The sequence below is a fragment of the Paenibacillus sp. sgz302148 genome (genome assembly GCF_056120465.1).
The window spans coordinates 175,279-191,404 of the sequence record NZ_JBVYOJ010000011.1 but is presented as its reverse complement, the minus strand read 5'-3'; the positions used below and the strand labels follow the sequence as shown (position 1 = coordinate 191,404).

The 16,126-nt window shown below is 53.6% G+C and carries 14 protein-coding genes and 1 riboswitch; of the genes, 7 read left to right on the top strand and 7 right to left on the bottom strand.

Translation table 11 applies throughout. The features are described 5' to 3' along the window. Positions 1 to 63: 63 nt before the first annotated feature. A riboswitch (TPP riboswitch) is annotated at positions 64 to 174 on the bottom strand. A gap of 278 nt (positions 175 to 452) precedes the next feature. The 4 genes from asd to AC0LWM_RS17990 all read left to right on the top strand — a co-directional run bounded on the left by asd (position 453) and on the right by AC0LWM_RS17990 (position 5,005). Further along, entirely contained in the window at positions 453 to 1,244 is a 792-nt protein-coding gene (gene asd, locus AC0LWM_RS18005) for an archaetidylserine decarboxylase (protein ID WP_474676361.1), read from the top strand. Between the two features lie 31 nt (positions 1,245 to 1,275). Beyond that, positions 1,276 to 2,532 carry an MFS transporter gene (locus tag AC0LWM_RS18000; RefSeq protein ID WP_474676360.1) on the top strand — a complete coding sequence of 419 codons (1,257 nt, stop codon included), beginning with the start codon at positions 1,276 to 1,278 and terminating at the stop codon, positions 2,530 to 2,532. 1,061 nt (positions 2,533 to 3,593) lie between these two features. After that, positions 3,594 to 4,718 carry a WD40/YVTN/BNR-like repeat-containing protein gene (locus tag AC0LWM_RS17995; protein WP_474676359.1) on the top strand — a complete coding sequence of 375 codons (1,125 nt, stop codon included), beginning with the start codon at positions 3,594 to 3,596 and terminating at the stop codon, positions 4,716 to 4,718. Between the two features lie 11 nt (positions 4,719 to 4,729). Further along, on the top strand, positions 4,730 to 5,005 hold the full coding sequence (locus AC0LWM_RS17990) for a MoaD/ThiS family protein (protein ID WP_474676358.1): 276 nt from the start codon (positions 4,730 to 4,732) through the stop codon (positions 5,003 to 5,005). A 304-nt stretch (positions 5,006 to 5,309) separates the two neighbouring features. Here AC0LWM_RS17990 and AC0LWM_RS17985 read toward each other — a convergent pair whose 3' ends face one another. The 3 genes from AC0LWM_RS17985 to pdxR are packed head-to-tail and all read right to left on the bottom strand — an operon-like array spanning position 5,310 to position 9,053. Continuing rightward, positions 5,310 to 6,095: a helix-turn-helix domain-containing protein gene (locus tag AC0LWM_RS17985; RefSeq protein ID WP_474676357.1), complete on the bottom strand. Its 786-nt coding sequence runs from the start codon at positions 6,093 to 6,095 to the stop codon at positions 5,310 to 5,312. A 20-nt stretch (positions 6,096 to 6,115) separates the two neighbouring features. Beyond that, positions 6,116 to 7,540: an HD-GYP domain-containing protein gene (locus AC0LWM_RS17980; RefSeq protein WP_474676356.1), complete on the bottom strand. Its 1,425-nt coding sequence runs from the start codon at positions 7,538 to 7,540 to the stop codon at positions 6,116 to 6,118. 52 nt (positions 7,541 to 7,592) lie between these two features. Continuing rightward, positions 7,593 to 9,053, bottom strand: coding sequence for a MocR-like pyridoxine biosynthesis transcription factor PdxR (pdxR, locus tag AC0LWM_RS17975; protein WP_474676355.1), 1,461 nt, complete (start codon positions 9,051 to 9,053; stop codon positions 7,593 to 7,595). Positions 9,054 to 9,187: 134 nt separating this feature from the next. Here pdxR and AC0LWM_RS17970 point away from each other — a divergent pair, with 134 nt between their 5' ends. Together AC0LWM_RS17970 and AC0LWM_RS17965 are read left to right on the top strand one after the other, a co-directional pair. Continuing rightward, positions 9,188 to 9,805, top strand: a complete 618-nt coding sequence (locus AC0LWM_RS17970; protein ID WP_474676354.1) for a pyridoxamine 5'-phosphate oxidase family protein — start codon at positions 9,188 to 9,190, stop codon at positions 9,803 to 9,805. An 82-nt stretch (positions 9,806 to 9,887) separates the two neighbouring features. After that, complete coding sequence (locus AC0LWM_RS17965) at positions 9,888 to 11,195, top strand: aminotransferase class I/II-fold pyridoxal phosphate-dependent enzyme (RefSeq protein WP_474676353.1); 1,308 nt, start codon at positions 9,888 to 9,890, stop codon at positions 11,193 to 11,195. A 116-nt stretch (positions 11,196 to 11,311) separates the two neighbouring features. On the opposite strand, the gene AC0LWM_RS17960 is transcribed toward AC0LWM_RS17965, so the two are convergent. The 3 genes from AC0LWM_RS17960 to AC0LWM_RS17950 are packed head-to-tail and all read right to left on the bottom strand — an operon-like array spanning position 11,312 to position 14,026. Further along, positions 11,312 to 11,989: an HAD family hydrolase gene (locus tag AC0LWM_RS17960; protein WP_474676352.1), complete on the bottom strand. Its 678-nt coding sequence runs from the start codon at positions 11,987 to 11,989 to the stop codon at positions 11,312 to 11,314. A gap of 47 nt (positions 11,990 to 12,036) precedes the next feature. Further along, entirely contained in the window at positions 12,037 to 13,305 is a 1,269-nt protein-coding gene (locus AC0LWM_RS17955) for an ABC transporter permease (RefSeq protein ID WP_474676351.1), read from the bottom strand. Further along, on the bottom strand, positions 13,280 to 14,026 hold the full coding sequence (locus AC0LWM_RS17950) for an ABC transporter ATP-binding protein (RefSeq protein ID WP_474676350.1): 747 nt from the start codon (positions 14,024 to 14,026) through the stop codon (positions 13,280 to 13,282). Before AC0LWM_RS17950 ends, AC0LWM_RS17955 begins: the two co-directional genes overlap by 26 nt. A 122-nt stretch (positions 14,027 to 14,148) precedes the next feature. Between AC0LWM_RS17950 and AC0LWM_RS17945 the strand changes: the two genes are divergently transcribed. Then, positions 14,149 to 14,634, top strand: a complete 486-nt coding sequence (locus AC0LWM_RS17945) for a hypothetical protein (protein ID WP_474676349.1) — start codon at positions 14,149 to 14,151, stop codon at positions 14,632 to 14,634. Between the two features lie 129 nt (positions 14,635 to 14,763). On the opposite strand, the gene AC0LWM_RS17940 is transcribed toward AC0LWM_RS17945, so the two are convergent. Next, on the bottom strand, positions 14,764 to 16,011 hold the full coding sequence (locus AC0LWM_RS17940; RefSeq protein ID WP_474676348.1) for an S-layer homology domain-containing protein: 1,248 nt from the start codon (positions 16,009 to 16,011) through the stop codon (positions 14,764 to 14,766). Positions 16,012 to 16,126: the final 115 nt, after the last annotated feature.

The following is a 16,126-nucleotide window of genomic DNA, read 5'->3' as shown; positions in this document are numbered from 1 at the left end:
CCTTTTCTTGTAAACGAGGTAAAAATAAAAAGACCGTCCGGATATGCGCAGACGGTCAGAATTGGGCCCTTGTAACTGATTCTCTCCGCTGGCATTATCCAGTTCAGATTAACGGTCAGCGGAAAAACGTCCGCAATCTCAGCCTGACTTCATCAAGCCCCCGTATCACATCAACAACTATGCAATTGATTATACGATACACCATGGCTTTGTAATAATCAATATCCGATCCGCATGATGGGAATGATTTTTCGAGATGGATTGCGGATAGGGATATTTTGCCGTAACGTACGGCGGGAGGAATATAATCGGCCGTTCCGTGCTTATTGCGCCGCGCTGCTCGTGCTTTTTGCATGCAGTCGTTATTGATTTGTCTTCTATTCTATGTCAAGATTAACGGAGGCATGGCCTATGACTATGAGGTGTTAAGAAGAAAGGGAACAGGTGACGGAATGATGAAGGCGTTGATGCGGCTCATGACCGAGTTGTCGTCGCGAAAAACGATTTCCCGGATAACCGGCAAACTAGCCAAATCGAGAATAAGCCGGGGCTTGATCCCGAAATTTGCGAAAATATACGGCATTCCGATCGCCGATGCGGAAAAAGCGCTTCATGAATACGAATCGCTGAACGATTTTTTTACGCGCCGCCTCAAACCGGGACTTCGTCCCGTCGATGAAGCGCCGTCCACGCTTGTCAGTCCGGTCGATGCGCTCATTACCGGAATCGGAGAAATTCGCTCCGGGCAAATCCTGAACGTCAAAGGGCAGGATTATACGCTCGAAGAGCTGCTGCGCCATTCGCCGAGAGCGGAAAGTTACAAGCACGGATTTTATATGGTACTGTATTTAAGCCCGACCGATTACCACCGCATCCATTCGCCGGTGGCCGGTAAAGTCGTGGAACGCGAACATATCGAAGGCAAAGTATATCCCGTCAACGATTTCGGCCTCCGCCACATGCGCCGCGTATTGAGCCGCAACGAACGGCTGATTACATATATTCGCCATGAGCATGGAGAGGTGGCCGTCGTGAAAGTCGGGGCGATGAACGTCGCCAGCATCCGTTATACGGAGCCCTTAACCGACGAATTGACACGCGGACAAGATTTGGCTTATTTCGAGTTCGGCTCTACCGTCGTCCTACTGACGGAAAACGGAACGTTTACGCCTAGAACCGATCTTAAGCTCGGCAGTAAGGTGAAAATGGGCGAAGCGCTTGGACAGCTGCAGAGCAAAGCGTAATCCAACAACCTGGGAGAGGAGTGGATTGCTTATGCAGCTCGGAGCGGCAGGACTAGGCCGGCAATCGCAGCTCGGCGGCACCGTATTTCCGATTTTGCTGATGATCAGTATCGTCCACTTGTTCAACGACACGATCCAGGCGGTCGTACCCGCCATTTTTCCGATATTAAAAGATACGATGCATTTATCGTATTCCCAACTCGGCATCATCGCATTTATGCTGAACGCGACCGCTTCGCTGATGCAGCCTGCCGTTGGGGTTTATACCGACAAAAAACCATCCCCGCTGCTGCTTCCGCTGGGGATGGCTTCTACTTTATGCGGCGTGCTGACGCTTGCTTTTGCGCCGAATTTCGGGATAACGCTCCTCAGCGTCATCCTGATCGGGATCGGCTCCGCCGTTTTTCACCCCGAAGGCTCGCGGGTGGCGCATATGGCGGCCGGCGGCCGCAAAGGACTCGCGCAATCGATTTTCCAGGTCGGCGGCAATGCCGGGCAATCGCTCGCGCCGGTGATGACGGCGCTCATCTTCGTGCCGCTCGGACAAATCGGCTCGGCCTGGTTCACGCTAGTTGCCGGGGCGGCGGTCGTCGTGCTGCTGTTCGTCGCGACTTGGTACCGCGACCGGCTGCGCGTATCGCCGCGTTCGGCGCGCGCTTCCGCGGCCGTCGTATTTACGCCGGAGCATAAGCGGAAAATCCGCAACGCGATGCTGCTGCTCATCGTCTTCGTGTTCGCGAGATCGTGGTATTATGCCGGGATCGCTTCGTTTTACCCGTTTTATTTGAACGAAAGCTACGGCGTTTCGATCAAGGACGCGCAAACGTACATTTTTGCCTTTTTGCTGGCGGGCGCTTTCGGAACGTTCTTCGGCGGTCCGCTGTCGGATAAATTCGGCAAACGGAATGTGATGCTGTTCTCGATGCTTGGCGCGGCTCCGTTATCGCTGCTGCTGCCTTACGTCAGCTTGCCGTTTGCGTTTGCGATTTGCCTCGTGAGCGGCTTCATCCTGCTGTCGAGCTTCTCCGTTATGGTCGTCTATGCGCAAGAACTCGTCCCAGGCAAGGTGGGCACCGTATCCGGACTCATTACCGGGCTCGCATTCGGCATCGGCGGTATTGGTTCCGCCGCTCTCGGCTTGTTCGCCGACCACATCGGCTTGCATTTCGTCATGCTGTTTTGCTCCTTGCTGCCTTTGGTCGGCTTGGTCGCGTTCTTCCTGCCCAGCGATAAAAAGATGCGCCAGTGGAACGAAGCCGCCATGGCGCAAGGCGCGGCGAAGGAGTAGAGGCGGACTGCGGGCCGGACACACTTTGTGGGCTTTGGGCTTTGGGCTGCGGGCTGTGGGCTGTGGGCTATGGGCTGCGGGAGTAGATAGTGCTCGTAACAAAATCTTGAGTCGTTTCACGCTCAGGAATCGCTATAGCTAGCATTTTGATGTCGATTTCGGCCGCAGTTCGGAAACTGACTCACACGATGAGCTTAACCTGGGGACAATACCTCGGGTTAGGCTTTTTATGTATAAAATAACTGGATTTTATGTGGTAAAATGAACAAATTATCCTGTTAATATTATATTAACTGGATTTCATGTAGTTAATTCATGTCTTTTCCAGCATAACGGGGCAATCTGCGAAAATTAACTGCATGTTTTCCATCTAATCTATACTTGAAGGTATGAAATAGCAAAATTAACTACATAGAATCCATCTATTTATGTCATTCCCCCATCACTATCAATCATTTCCCAATATGAATATAGTTGCCTTTTTCAACTTCACCCTCACCTCATTCATCCTCATTCATCCTCATTCATCCTCATTTATACTCACTTATCATCCTCACTTATCCTTACTTATCCTTACTTATCCTCACTCATCCTCACTTATCCTCACTTATCCTCACTTTTCCTCATCCATCCTCATTAATACTCACTATCCTCAATTATACTTGCTTATCCTCACTCATACTCACTCATACTCACTTTTAATCGTCTTTACTCACTTATACTCACTCATACTCACTTTTAATCGCCTTTACTCGCTTTTACTCGCTTTTACTCACTCTTACTCACATATACTCACTTATACTCACTTTTACTCGCCTATCCTCACCTATCCTAGCTTATCGTCCCAATAAAATACTAATCCCTCCTTACCAACCACTATCCTCCTTCACCCTTCCTTACCATAGACTACTCCTCCGCTATGCTCAGTTGCTCCAAAAAAATATTCCGAAAACCCTAGCTCTCGGCAAAGGAAACACATCCTTGATCGCGAAATATTAGTGCAGCATCCATGAGCCACATACGCGATTCAAAAGCCTTAAGGCAAAAGGAGCGATATCGATATGGGCAAGCAAGTGAAGCTGTTGATCGGAACGAACAAAGGATTGTTCATTTATTCTTCAGATGCGGAACGTAAACATTGGAGGCTGCAAGGTCCGTACATCTCAGGCTGGGAAGTATACAGCGTCTTGGGCGACAGCCGCCACGGGAATCGGATATTCGCCGGCACTTCGCACGCCGCTTACGGGCCGACGATCCGGGTCAGCGAAGATATGGGCGAAAGCTGGGCGCAATTGGAGTACGGGCCCCGCTACGCCAAGGAAAGCGGCTTTGCGCTGCAGCGCTTCTGGCAAATCGTGCCCGGGGCTCCTTCCGAGCCCGACACGTATTATGCCGGAGCCGAAGAAGCAGGCTTGTTCGTCAGCCGCGACCGAGGACTGACCTGGACCGAGCTGGACGGCTTGACGAAGCATCCGACGCGGCCCGGTTGGGGAGGCGGCGCGGGCGGCATGGGACTGCATACGATATTGGTCGATCCGGACAATCCGAAGCGAATATGGGTTGCGATGTCGGCAATCGGCGTATTCCGGTCCGACGACGGCGGGGAGACATGGAAAATTTGCAACGAAGGGCTCTCCCGGGTGCCGATCGGCGAGCCTTATCCGGAAATCGGTTATTGCGCGCACAAGGTTGCAATTGACCCGACCGATTCGAACATCCTGTACTTGCAGGATCATGAAGGCGTATTTATGACGACGGACGGCGGAGACCGTTGGTTCCCTATCGAAGAAGGCTTGCCTTGCATCTTCGGCTTCCCGATCAGCGTCGCCCATAACCGCGACGTGTTCATCATCCCGCTCGAAAGCAGCGAGCAGCGGACGATGCGCGGCGGAAAGCTGCTCGTATACCGCAAGACGGCGAATAGCAGCGGCTGGGAGCCGATCGGCGACGTGCTGCCCGAAGAGGAGCGCCATGTCAGCGTCCTGCGCGACGCATTGTGCGTGGATAATTTGGATAACTACGGCGTCTATTTCGGAACGACATCCGGCGAAGTGTTCTGCTCGCTTGACCGCGGCGCGACATGGGAACGTCTTCCCGGGCAATTCCAGCGTATTCTGTGCGTCAAGCCATGGATCATCGACGAGGAAGAAACGGCTTCGCTTCCGTCGGATCAAGCATCGGCATAGGAGGTTGAAGCATGATCATCGAAGTGACCGTTCCTTCCCTCATCGCCGACTGCACGAGAGGCCAAACCCGCTTTACGCTGGATGCCGTTACCTTACAGGACGCCATCGATCGCTTACTCGCGACGTACCCGCTGCTTCGCACCCATTTGTTTACGGAGCAAGGCGAGCTGCGGCAGCATGTTCTTTTATTTTACAATGACGACAGCATTGGGTGGATGGATACGCTCGACGTCCCTCTTCGCGAGGGAGACCGGCTTAACGTATTTCAAGCCGTGTCCGGCGGTTAGCGGAACATCACTTTGCAGCAACAGCAGCAACAGCAGCAGCTGCGGGTATTCTCCTTGACGACGATCCGCTGTTTCGCTGAATTGCATTATGTTAGCGCCGCCAGACGATGAATATTCGTTTTCCGCTTCGTCGGCAACGAACCGGGCGCGGAAATAACAAAACGCCGCGGCAGCCGCGGCGTTTCTCGAGGCCGAATCGGTCAATCCGATTCGGCCTGAAGTATTTGTTGTAAAGGCCCTGACGGAAATCGGCAAAACAGGCGCGATGCTGCCAAGCGAACTGCTTGTCAACGATGACGCCTAGTTACCTGATTTCCGATGGGCTTTTGCCTGTGTATTGCTTGAATTGCCTGCTGAAGAAGAAAATATCGCGGTAACCGAGCGCGTCCGCCACCTCGGTCACGTTCATCCCCGCATGGTGGAGCAAATGCTCGGCGCGTTCGATCCGCGTACGAATAATATACGTCTGGACCGACATGCCGATCATTTCCTTGAACTTGATCGAGAAATACCTCGGCGACAAATTCGCCCGCGCCGCCAAATCCTCGACCCGGTGGGCAATGCCCGGATGCTGCCGAATGTAGTTGGCCACCTCGTGGATGACCTCCGTCAGCTGATTGCTCGCTTTTTTCTCTATCGGGTCCTGCCGATCCTCGCGCATCAGATGAATCATCATCTGCTTCAAAATAAGCCGGGCTTCTTCCTCCGCCGCAAACGTCTGAACGAGGAACAACCGTACGTACCGCGACAGCAAATGCTCGAAATCGACCGTTTCTTTCATGATCCGGTACGATTCGGGGATCTCCTCAGGCCGCTCCTGAATATCAAAATGGATGTAAGTCAGCACAAGCGGCTTCTGCGAATTGTGCACGGCGCTCGTGAAATCGCCCGGGCGGAACAAGAAGCAGCTGCCTTTGCCGACCGCGTAAGACTTCTCGTTCAGCACAACCTCTCCTTCGCCGCTCCATACGTAGAACAAGTCGAAATTCGGCATCGGCTTCTCGCGTTTCATCCATTTCCACGACGGTTCGCAGACGATTTTCGCAAAGGCCGGCAGCAAAATAAAAGATGACGGCGAAATGTGCAGCAAGACGATGACCCCCTTCGTGTTTAATCGAATAACGCATCCAGCGACGGTTGATCTTGTCCGCGTTGGTTTTGTTGATGAATGCCGGTCCATTCCCGCTCGGGAATGCGTAAAAATGCGCTGACGACCTTTTCGCTGAGCTGCGAGCCTGAGGCTTTGACGATTTCCGCTTTCGCCTCCTCGTAGCTTTTACCGCTGCGGTAGGGCCGATCGGACGTTATGGCATCGTACGTATCGCATAAAGCGAATATCGCCGCGCCGATCGGAATTTGCTCGCCCTGCAGGCGATGCGGGTAACCGGTGCCGTCCCAGCGCTCATGGTGGTACCTGACAACATCCAGCGCCGGCTGCAAAAATTCAATATGGCGGAGCATGCCGTAGCCGATCTGGACATGGCTTCGCATCGTTTCCCATTCTTCCTCGGTCAGCTTGCCCGGCTTCCGCAATATCGCGTCGGGAACGCCGATTTTGCCGACGTCGTGCAGCAGCGCGCCGCGCGCGAGCGCCGTCAGCTCCGTCTGCGTTAAGCCCATTTCCTTGCCAAGCCGAACCGCGTATGCGGTCACCCGGTACGAGTGCCCTTGCGTTTCGCTGTCCCGCGAATCAAGCGCCCCGGATAACGCCTGCAGCGATTCGTCGTACGTCCGCTCCGTCAGCCGGATTAATTTTTGCAGCTCCGCATTCTGCTCGTCAATCGTCCGGTTGCTGCGGATCATCACGTGGCGCAAGGAGAAAAACAACAATCCCATCGCGGCGATAATCGCAGCGAGCAAGGTGATCAGGATGACGTTCAACCTGGCATCCTCGTTCCTGATGTCGCGCAAGGTCTCCACGACGCCAATCACTCGCCCTTCATGGCGGATCGGCACCCAAACCTGGAGCCTATGGTCGCCCATTCTCTTATGTATAACATTTCCACCGATCGCATTTTTAAAATCTTCGCGGGAAGCCTGCGCAATATTCGTTGCGATTTCGTCTTTCATGTAGCTGAATTTGATTAATCCGTTAACCCCGTAAAATCTCGCCTGCTCGATCGTGTACAAATCAAAATGCATCGACACCGTCATCTTCAACTGCTGAAACCGTTCTTCGTCCATCGGCTGGGTCGGATTTGCCGAGGGCTCTACCGCATCCTCGCCGGCCATGTCATGACCTGCGTGTTCTTCATGACCTTCATGCTCATCATAAGCGGGCGACTCGGCGTCGGCGGTTTCTTCCCCCGGGGCAAGCAGCTTGATGAAAGCGGGGATTTTGGCAAAATGCTTCTCCACGGCCCCCTGCGTCAACTGGACCGTATCGCGAATCGTATAATACTGCATCAATCCGTAGCACAACCCATAAAGGGCTGCGCCAACAATGATAATACATCCTGCCAAGATCAGCGTAAACCTTTTGTACGGACTGACGTACGGTTTCGGCGAAGCGCTTGCCCTCAGTTGAGTTTTCATCGGTTCTCCCTTTCTTCTCGGCATCGGTCGTTATTCTATTACCGCTATAGTTTCACAATCGCTCCCAGCACTCCGCAATCCGCTCAACTCCTTGCTCGAGCTCCGGCTCCCGAAGATGCGCGAAACCGAAGCAAGCGGCCGTACGCGCGGCTTCAGCGTAATATACCGAACCGTCTATCCACTTTACGCCGGATCGCCGGCATTCCGCCACAAGCCGCTCATATTGCCAAGGCGCGTGCTTCCACTCCGCGAATATATGAAGTCCTGCGTCTGATGGTATAAAATTAAACAGCGATCCGAGCTTTTCCTGCAATAACCGATAAAAAATCGTATATTTTTTCGCATAGATCCGCTTCATTCGACGAATGTGCCGCTCATACTGGCCGCTGTTCATAAAAGCGGCGAGCGCCCGCTGCTCGATGAGCGACGACGGATGCGGCTCATAGAGCTGCTTCGCCAGCCGGACCGGCTCCACGAGCGACGGCGGCAGGACCGCAAAGCCGATCCTGAGGTCGGCGCGCATCGTCTTCGAGAACGTGCCGACGTAAACGACACGGCCCGTCTCGTCCAATGCCTTAAGCGGTTCGATCGGTCTGCCGCCGTAGCGGTATTCGCTGTCGTAGTCGTCCTCGATTATAAAAGCGCCCCGTTCCATCGCCCATCGAAGCAATCGCTGCCGCCTCTCCAGGCTTAGTACGGCGCCGGTCGGAAACTGGCGGCTCGGCGTCACGAACAGAATCCGCGCATCCCACGGTTCCGGCACAATCCCGTGTCCGTCCACCGCGGCCGTAAGCGGAACTCCGCCCGCCGCCTTGATCGCCTTGCGCATGCCGGGGTAACCCGGCTCCTCGACGACCGCGCGGTCCCCGGCATCGATCAGCAGCTGCGCAAGCAGCGCGAGCGCCTGCATGGAGCCGTTGAACACGACGACTTGCTCCGCCGTCGCTTGGATCCCCCGGCTGCGCCGCAAATGATGGGCGATCGCTTCGCGCAGCGGCAAATACCCTTCGGTCGCGAATATGCTCGTGCGCTGGCCGCCCACAAGCTGGCGCACCTCCGCATATAAGCAGCGGCTCCATTCCGCGGTCGGGAAATGCTCCAGGTCGGTGAAGCCGTCGGCAAAATCGATTAGCGGCGATCCGTTCGACCCGTGCCCCCCGTTCACCGCGTTCGCCGCGGTACGCAGCGGAAACTCCGTCAATCGCCGTCCCCAAGCCGACAACTCAGGCTTCGCCTCCGCCTTGTTCTCGCCCTCCTCCTGCAAATCGTCGCGGAGGAACGAAACGAACGTCCCCCGCCCCACTTCGGCCGTCACGAATCCTTCTGCGAACAACATCTCGTATACTTGACTGACGCATCCTCTGGACACTCGGTACAGCGCCGCCAATTCCCTGCTGGAGGGCAGCTTCGTTCCGTGAGCCAGCGTCCCTCCGGCAATCGCATCGCGAAACGCGTGATATAATGCCAAATATTGATGCCGATGCTCCTGCAAATATTGGTGATAAGGCAGCAAAAAATCGATGGAATCCACCGCCTAACGTTAATGGTCTAATTAAATTATCGTAAATTGGATCTTTTTCATTGTCAATGAATCCTCTATGCTAAGTCCAATCCCACGAATTTTCGTTGCTTAAGGAGTGTTGCTACATGCGCAGAAAAGAATTCGCCGTTCAAGATTTGCAGGAGATCGAGTCGTTTTTGGCGGAGATGAGCTTTGGCTTCCTCGGTACCGTAGGCGCGGACGACCGTCCACATGTCAAGCCGTTGAACTTTGTTTACTTGCGGGACAGCATTTACTTTCACGGCAGCAAGGTCGGGCAAAAGATGGACGATGTGAAGCTCGGCACGAAGGTTACGTTTTGCGTGGCCCAAGAATACGCCCTGATCCCATCCTATTTCACCGACCCGACCTTTGCTTGTCCGGCAACCGCTTTCTTCAAATCGGTGCTCATCACCGGAACGGCTTCCATCGTCGACGATCTGCAGGAAAAAGCCGAGGCGCTGACCGCTTTTTTGGCCAAACTTCAGCCGGAAGGCGGTTACGATCCGATTGACCCGAACAATCCGGAATATGTTTCCCGCATTCGCGGCGTGGCGATCGTCCGCATCGATATCGAGGAGATGAGCGGCAAATTCAAGTTCGGCCAAAACCTCAAAAGCGACCCATTCGACAACATCGTCGCCGGTTTGACGGAGCGCGGCAAACCGCTGGATGCCGAAACTGCGGCGCTGATGAAAAAATATTGCCCCGCCCACCGCGAATAATCGAAGGCGAAGGATGACTGGAAACTTCCAAAATGGTATAATGGCGTAAATCTCAAGTTCATTATTTGGAAGGATGGACAGAATGAATCCACTCGTCAAGCAGTTGAATGAAACGATCCAACGTGAAAACCCTCATGTGTACGCCATGCTTTCCTCCTTGGGCAAACAAATTTATTTTCCGAAGGAAGGCATTTTGAGCCAATCGGCCGAAGCGAAGACCAAGGCGAAAAAATATAACGCCACGATCGGCATCGCAACCGAAAACGGCCAACCGATGTACCTGAAGGTCATTCAAGACACATTATCCTCCTACAATCCTAAAGACATTTACGAATATGCCCCGCCTGCGGGCAAGCCCGAGCTGCGCGCGGCTTGGCGAAAGAAGATGATTCAAGACAATCCGTCGCTCGAAGGCAAATCGTTCGGCAATCCGGTTGCGACCAACGCACTGACGCATGGCCTCAGCATCGTCGCCGACCTGTTTGCGGATGCGGGCGACAGCGTGATTTTCCCGGATAAGAACTGGGAGAACTACGAGCTGACTTTCGGCGTGCGCCGCGGCGCGAGCATTGTCAACTTCCCGCTGTACAACGAAGCGAACCGCTTCAATTCCGCGGGCTTGCGCGAAGCGCTGCTTGCCCAGAAGGATAAAGGCAAAGCGATTGTCGTCCTAAACTTCCCGAATAACCCTACAGGATATACGCCAGGCGCCCAGGAAGGCAAAGAAATCGTCGCCGCCATTCTGGAAGCGGCCGAAGCGGGCATCAACGTCGTTGCCGTAACGGATGACGCCTATTTCGGCTTGTTCTTCGAGGATTCGCTCAAGGAATCGCTGTTCGGCCAGCTGTCCGACCTGCATCCGCGCGTTCTTGCCGTGAAGGTTGACGGCGCGACGAAAGAAGAGTACGTATGGGGCTTCCGCGTCGGCTTCATTACATTCGCGAACCAAAGCGAAGCGCTGCTCAGCGCACTCGAGCAAAAAACGACCGGCATCATCCGCGCGACGATCTCCAGCGGACCGCATCCGTCGCAAACGTTTATCCTGCATGCGCTGAATTCGCCGGATTTCGAAGAGCAAAGACAACAGAAATTCGACATTATGAAACGCCGCGCCAACCGCGTCAAAGAACTGCTCGACAGCGGCAAATACGGCGACGTTTGGGGCTATTACCCGTTCAACTCCGGTTACTTCATGTGCCTGAAGCTGAACAGCATCGACGCCGAAACGCTGCGCACGCATCTGCTGAACGAATACGGCGTCGGTACGATCGCCTTGGGCGAAACCGATCTGCGCGTTGCGTTCTCCTGCATCGAGGATGAAAATCTTGAGGATCTGTTCGATCTGATTTACAAAGGCGTGCTCGACTTGACGCAAGCATCGGTGAAATAAACACCGTTAATCATGTAGAAGACCTCCCAAGGCGTAATTGCCGAGGGGGGTCTTCGTATGTTCCGTATGTTCCGTATGTTCCGTATGTTCCGTACGGCACAGAGTTCCCGGATCGTTCATCGAGAAGACCGGCCGACGATTTGCTCCAGCAGTTCCGCAGTAATGTCGCGTATCGAATCTACGACGATATCGGCCTTAGACAAATCCTGCTCGCCGGAATTGACGTTGCGGTACCCGATGCACGACATGCCAGCCGCTTTGGCGGCGGCTACCCCGTTGCGCGAGTCCTCAATGACGACGCAGCCCGCCGGGGAAACATTCAGCAGTTCGGCCGCCTTCAGGAAGATGTCGGGCGCAGGTTTGCCGCGCTCCATCTCTTCCCCGCTGATCCGATGCATGAAGCGCGGCGCGATGCCGAACTTGTCCAGGACCGCGTCGATAAAACGGACCGGCGACGAGGATGCCAGCGCCAGTTTAATCTCCGCTTCGCCAAGGGCTGCAAGCAGCTCGGGTATTCCGTCAATCGGCTCATAGTCGCTTGTCTTGAGCGTCGCAAGCTTCTGTCCGAGCTGGATCTCGATCAGCTCTTCGATGCTCTCCGCAAGGCCGTGACGCTCCTTCAGCAGCTTCCACATCTCCGGGTTCGTCATTCCGACGTAGGGCTCCAAATCATGTTGGACGAGCTTGACATTCAAGCCGCGGAGCACGTCAAGATCAACTTGAAAATGCAACGGCTCGCTATCGATGATCACGCCGTCCATGTCGAATATTACGGCTTCCAATGATCCTTTCATTTCCGCTTCCTCCTTAGAGTCAATTCCTCATTCATTTGTATTACGAATCAAGTCTCGGACTCCTTCGACCATTTGCGGAGAAGCCATACATAATGGAATCCGTAGGTGAACAACGCTCCGGCAATCAAAGACAACACCCAAACGACCGTTGAAGACGCAGTCAGAGCTATAGGCACGAACATCAGGAATGCGACAATCATATGCGCGATGTATGTAACGCGGAGGATGGAACGCTGACGCAGCGTTTCGGGAAGCGGGTACAGCTGCATCCAGAACATATAGCGATGCTCCCGCTCCAGAGCCGATAACTGAATTCCCGTAAAATACAAAAATAGGACGTAAACCATGACCTGTATCCAGCCGGTATCGAACAATGCAACCGCAATCGCTCCGATCACGGCAAGACGCAGCACCATGCTTAGCAGCTCGGTCCTGACCAATGTTTTGACATACAGGAACAAATAGGCCCGGTCCTGACGGAATTTCAGCTTCGGAATCAATGCCAGCAGCCATGCGCGGCGCTTGACATTGACCGGCAGCTGCGGCACGTCGACAAACCAGCTGAAGAAACGATAATACCTTGAACGGCTTCGCTCCTCGTATACCATCAACCGTTCCCAAGCTACGTGTAAACGGGCCGGAAGCCGTAATGCCAAGCTGAATGCGAGCCAGGTTAATCCTATGAATACAAGAGACTTCCATGTCGGATTCCAGAACAAAGCGCAGACGGAAAGCGCCGTTGCTGCCCATCGGAGCAAACCGAACGCTACGCGGTGCTGGATCCAGACCATCCGGCTTTGCTGCCAGTCGCCATAAAGATTCAATGCCTTCAGCAAGCTTACCGCGCCCCAGACGAGCAGGAAAGCCCCCTCCTGCCCGGCTCCGTCTCCTCCGTACAATTTGGCATACAACGGCCATAAAACGATGACGACGGCGCTGGCGCGCAGCCATTGCGGGAGGAAGCTATACATGGCACTTAACCGGAAATAAGGAGCCATTCTCGCCTCAAGCGGAAGCCAGTACACGATATCGGCCTGCTGCAGAAACGTACGCACCTTCCCCATTGCGAGAATAGGCGTCAACAGCACCACCGCAACCGCGAGAAAAGGAAAATCGACCGGTACCTGCTGCAAAAACATCCGGTAACCGAACCCGCCGGCAATGATGAACAAAAATAAAAAACCGACGAAGCCCCCGCGCGCCACATAACTGAAATACGGCACCGCTTCTCGCCAGAAGGCAAGTACCCGCTTCCTCCATAGCTCAACGAGCGAATTAGGCTTAATCCCGTCAGTCTTGTTGTTGTAAGAACGCATAAAACACCTCTTCCAGCGGAGCTCCCGGCTTCCGCGCCGCCTCGCGGACTTCCTCCAGCGTTCCTTGGGAAACGATCCGGCCCTGGTGAAGCACGATAAAACGATCGCAATACGATTCGATCGCCGATAAGATGTGGGAGCTCATCAGAATCGAAGCTCCGGTCTGTTTCATCTTCATCATGAGCTCGAGCAGCGAGCGGATGCCAAGCGGGTCGAGGCCAAGAAAAGGCTCATCGATAATATAAAGCGCCGGACGAACGAGGAATGCCGACATGATCATGAGCTTTTGCCGCATCCCTTTCGACAAATGCCGGGCAAAGCTGTCGAGCTTGTCCTTCATGCGGAATTCGTCAGCCAGCTCATCCAGGCGAAGCGTATACTCCGCTTGACTTACGCCGTAAGCCATCGCAGCCAACTCCAGATGTTCCCTTACGGTCAGCTCTTCATAAAATAACGGATTTTCCGGCACGTACGCGAATGAAGCGCGATAGCGTTCCGGCGCCTCGGCGAGCGTATCGCCTTGAATCCGCACTTCTCCGCGCTGTGCTTGCATAAGACCTAGAATATGCTTGATCGTTGTGCTTTTGCCTGCCCCGTTCAAGCCGATCAAACCGATCATCTCGCCCGGCTTTACGGCAAACGTCAGCTCGTGCAGAACAGGCCTGCGCGTGCTATAGCCGCCGCTAAGCCGATCAACCTCCAACACCGGCTTCATAACCATCACCTCTCAAGTCATTATACCGTATTTTTCCGCTTGCGAAAAAATGCTTTTCATCCCCCCCTGTTCGTATTACAATGAAAATCTGTAAGTATATGAGGCAGATAGCTGAAAGGGTGTGCGGCATGGGGATTTCAAACGTTGCGTTATTCGGGGAAAGAGAGCTTCATAGCGTATCGGAACCGATCGGTACGATTACGATGATTCAGCTCTATTCGATCAAGCTTTCACCGATCAGGACAACGGCTTCGTGCGATAGCCTCTCTAACATTTGCGTTATTGTCAAAATATCGACTCGCAATCAATACGCATGGGGCCATTGCGTTATCGAGACGGAACGGCTGCCGTTTGACCTCGTACAATGGGGCAAGTGCTTCAACCAGTTCAAAAACCGGTCCGTAGCGGACGCTTTATTCCTCCTCGAGGAACAACGAAGCTGTTGGCGTCGCGAGCGATTCGAACTGGTTCACTCCGCTCTTATACATATGAACGAATCTTCCCGGGCCAATAATCTCCAGCATACGGTTGTCGGCGATCTGTACCCCGAGCTCGGCCATCCATCCGATGTCCGGCTTATGGACGCCGCGGAAGCCTATTACGCCATATTCTAGTAGCGAGAATTAACTGAAATTGTTCATTTCATTTCAATAGGTCCGTAAAAAAGGGAACCCCCTTGCTTCAGCTGCTTGTACAGCCGGGCAAGGGGGATTTGTTGTTTATTGCGGATTCAAGGGAACGTATTATTTGATTTCGATGGATGTTACGATTTGGTTGCTGCCTTTCAGCTCGACGGCTTGGTTCGCAACAAGCTGGGAAGCGTTGCCTGTAATCGTTACATTGTCGGCTACGTTATAAATCGTTACTTGCGTCGAGCCGTTTACTTCTTTGGAGATCGAAATCGTAGCCAGACGGCCTTGCGCGTTTAATGTCGTCGAGTTGATTTTGCCTGCATCCACAAACGTTACATTCGCCGGAGGAGTGGTCGGAGCCGTGTACGGCTTCGTTACATCAACGAAGATGATTGCGTTGTTATAGGAACGCACGACGATTTCGTCGCCGACAACAAGCGCGCTTGCAGGCGATTTGACGCCGCCGCGGAAGATAAAGGCGTTCGGATCAATTGCCAGCGTCACTTGCGTTCCGTCGTTTTTCTTGATGGACAGCGCCGATGCGTTCACTGCCGTTAATGTTCCAGCAACGGCCGTATTGTCCGGCATTTGATCGCCCGTACGGTCAAGCAGGGCCGCCAGCTCGGCGCGGGTTACCGGTTGGTTCGGACGGAACGTGTTGTTGCTGTAGCCTTTGACGAGTCCTTTCTCGATCGCAACGGCTACATAACCAACGGAGCCTGCCGGAATTTCACGCGCGTCCTTAAACGTAAGCTTTGTGTTCATTTTCGCCTTCGCTTCGCCTTCCAGCTTTAATGCTTTGACGAGCAGCGTTGTCGCCCAAAGACGATCTGCCGCTTTTTCCGGTTGGATCATTTCTTCGTTTTCGGAGAACAAGTCGTTTTCAAGTGCCACCGCTACGTAGCCAACGGCCCACGGATATTTTTTCCCCAGCTTGTCGGCGTCCTTGAAGTTCAGGTTTGCGGACATTTCTTCCTGGGATTCCGCTTTATCCTTCAACCCCATCAAACGAACGGCCGCCGTAATCGCTTCGATCCGCGAAATCGTTTGGTTCGGTTTGAACGTTCCGTCCTCGTAACCGTTGAATACACCTTTCGAAGCCAAATTAATGATGCTTTTCAGCGCCCACTCCAGCTCTTTTTTGTTCATGTCCTTAAAATTGATATTAATTGAAATATTGCCCTTGCCTTTGGAATTCGATTTATTGTTTTTGGACGATTCGTACCGGTCTTTATCGTGATCTTTATCATGACCTTTGCCTTTGCCGTCGGCAAACGCCGCCGTCGCTCCGCCAAGAGCCATCGTTAATGCCAAACCCGCCACCGCTGTTTTCTTCCAAAGTTTCTTCGTCATATTCATCTTGTAACCTCTCCTCTTATGTATGAAGTTGAACCCTCGCGAAGTGTTCTTTGATCTTACTGGTACAGGATTCGCGGTTCTCATATGCTTTGAGGGGGTCTTTCGGGAAAATGAA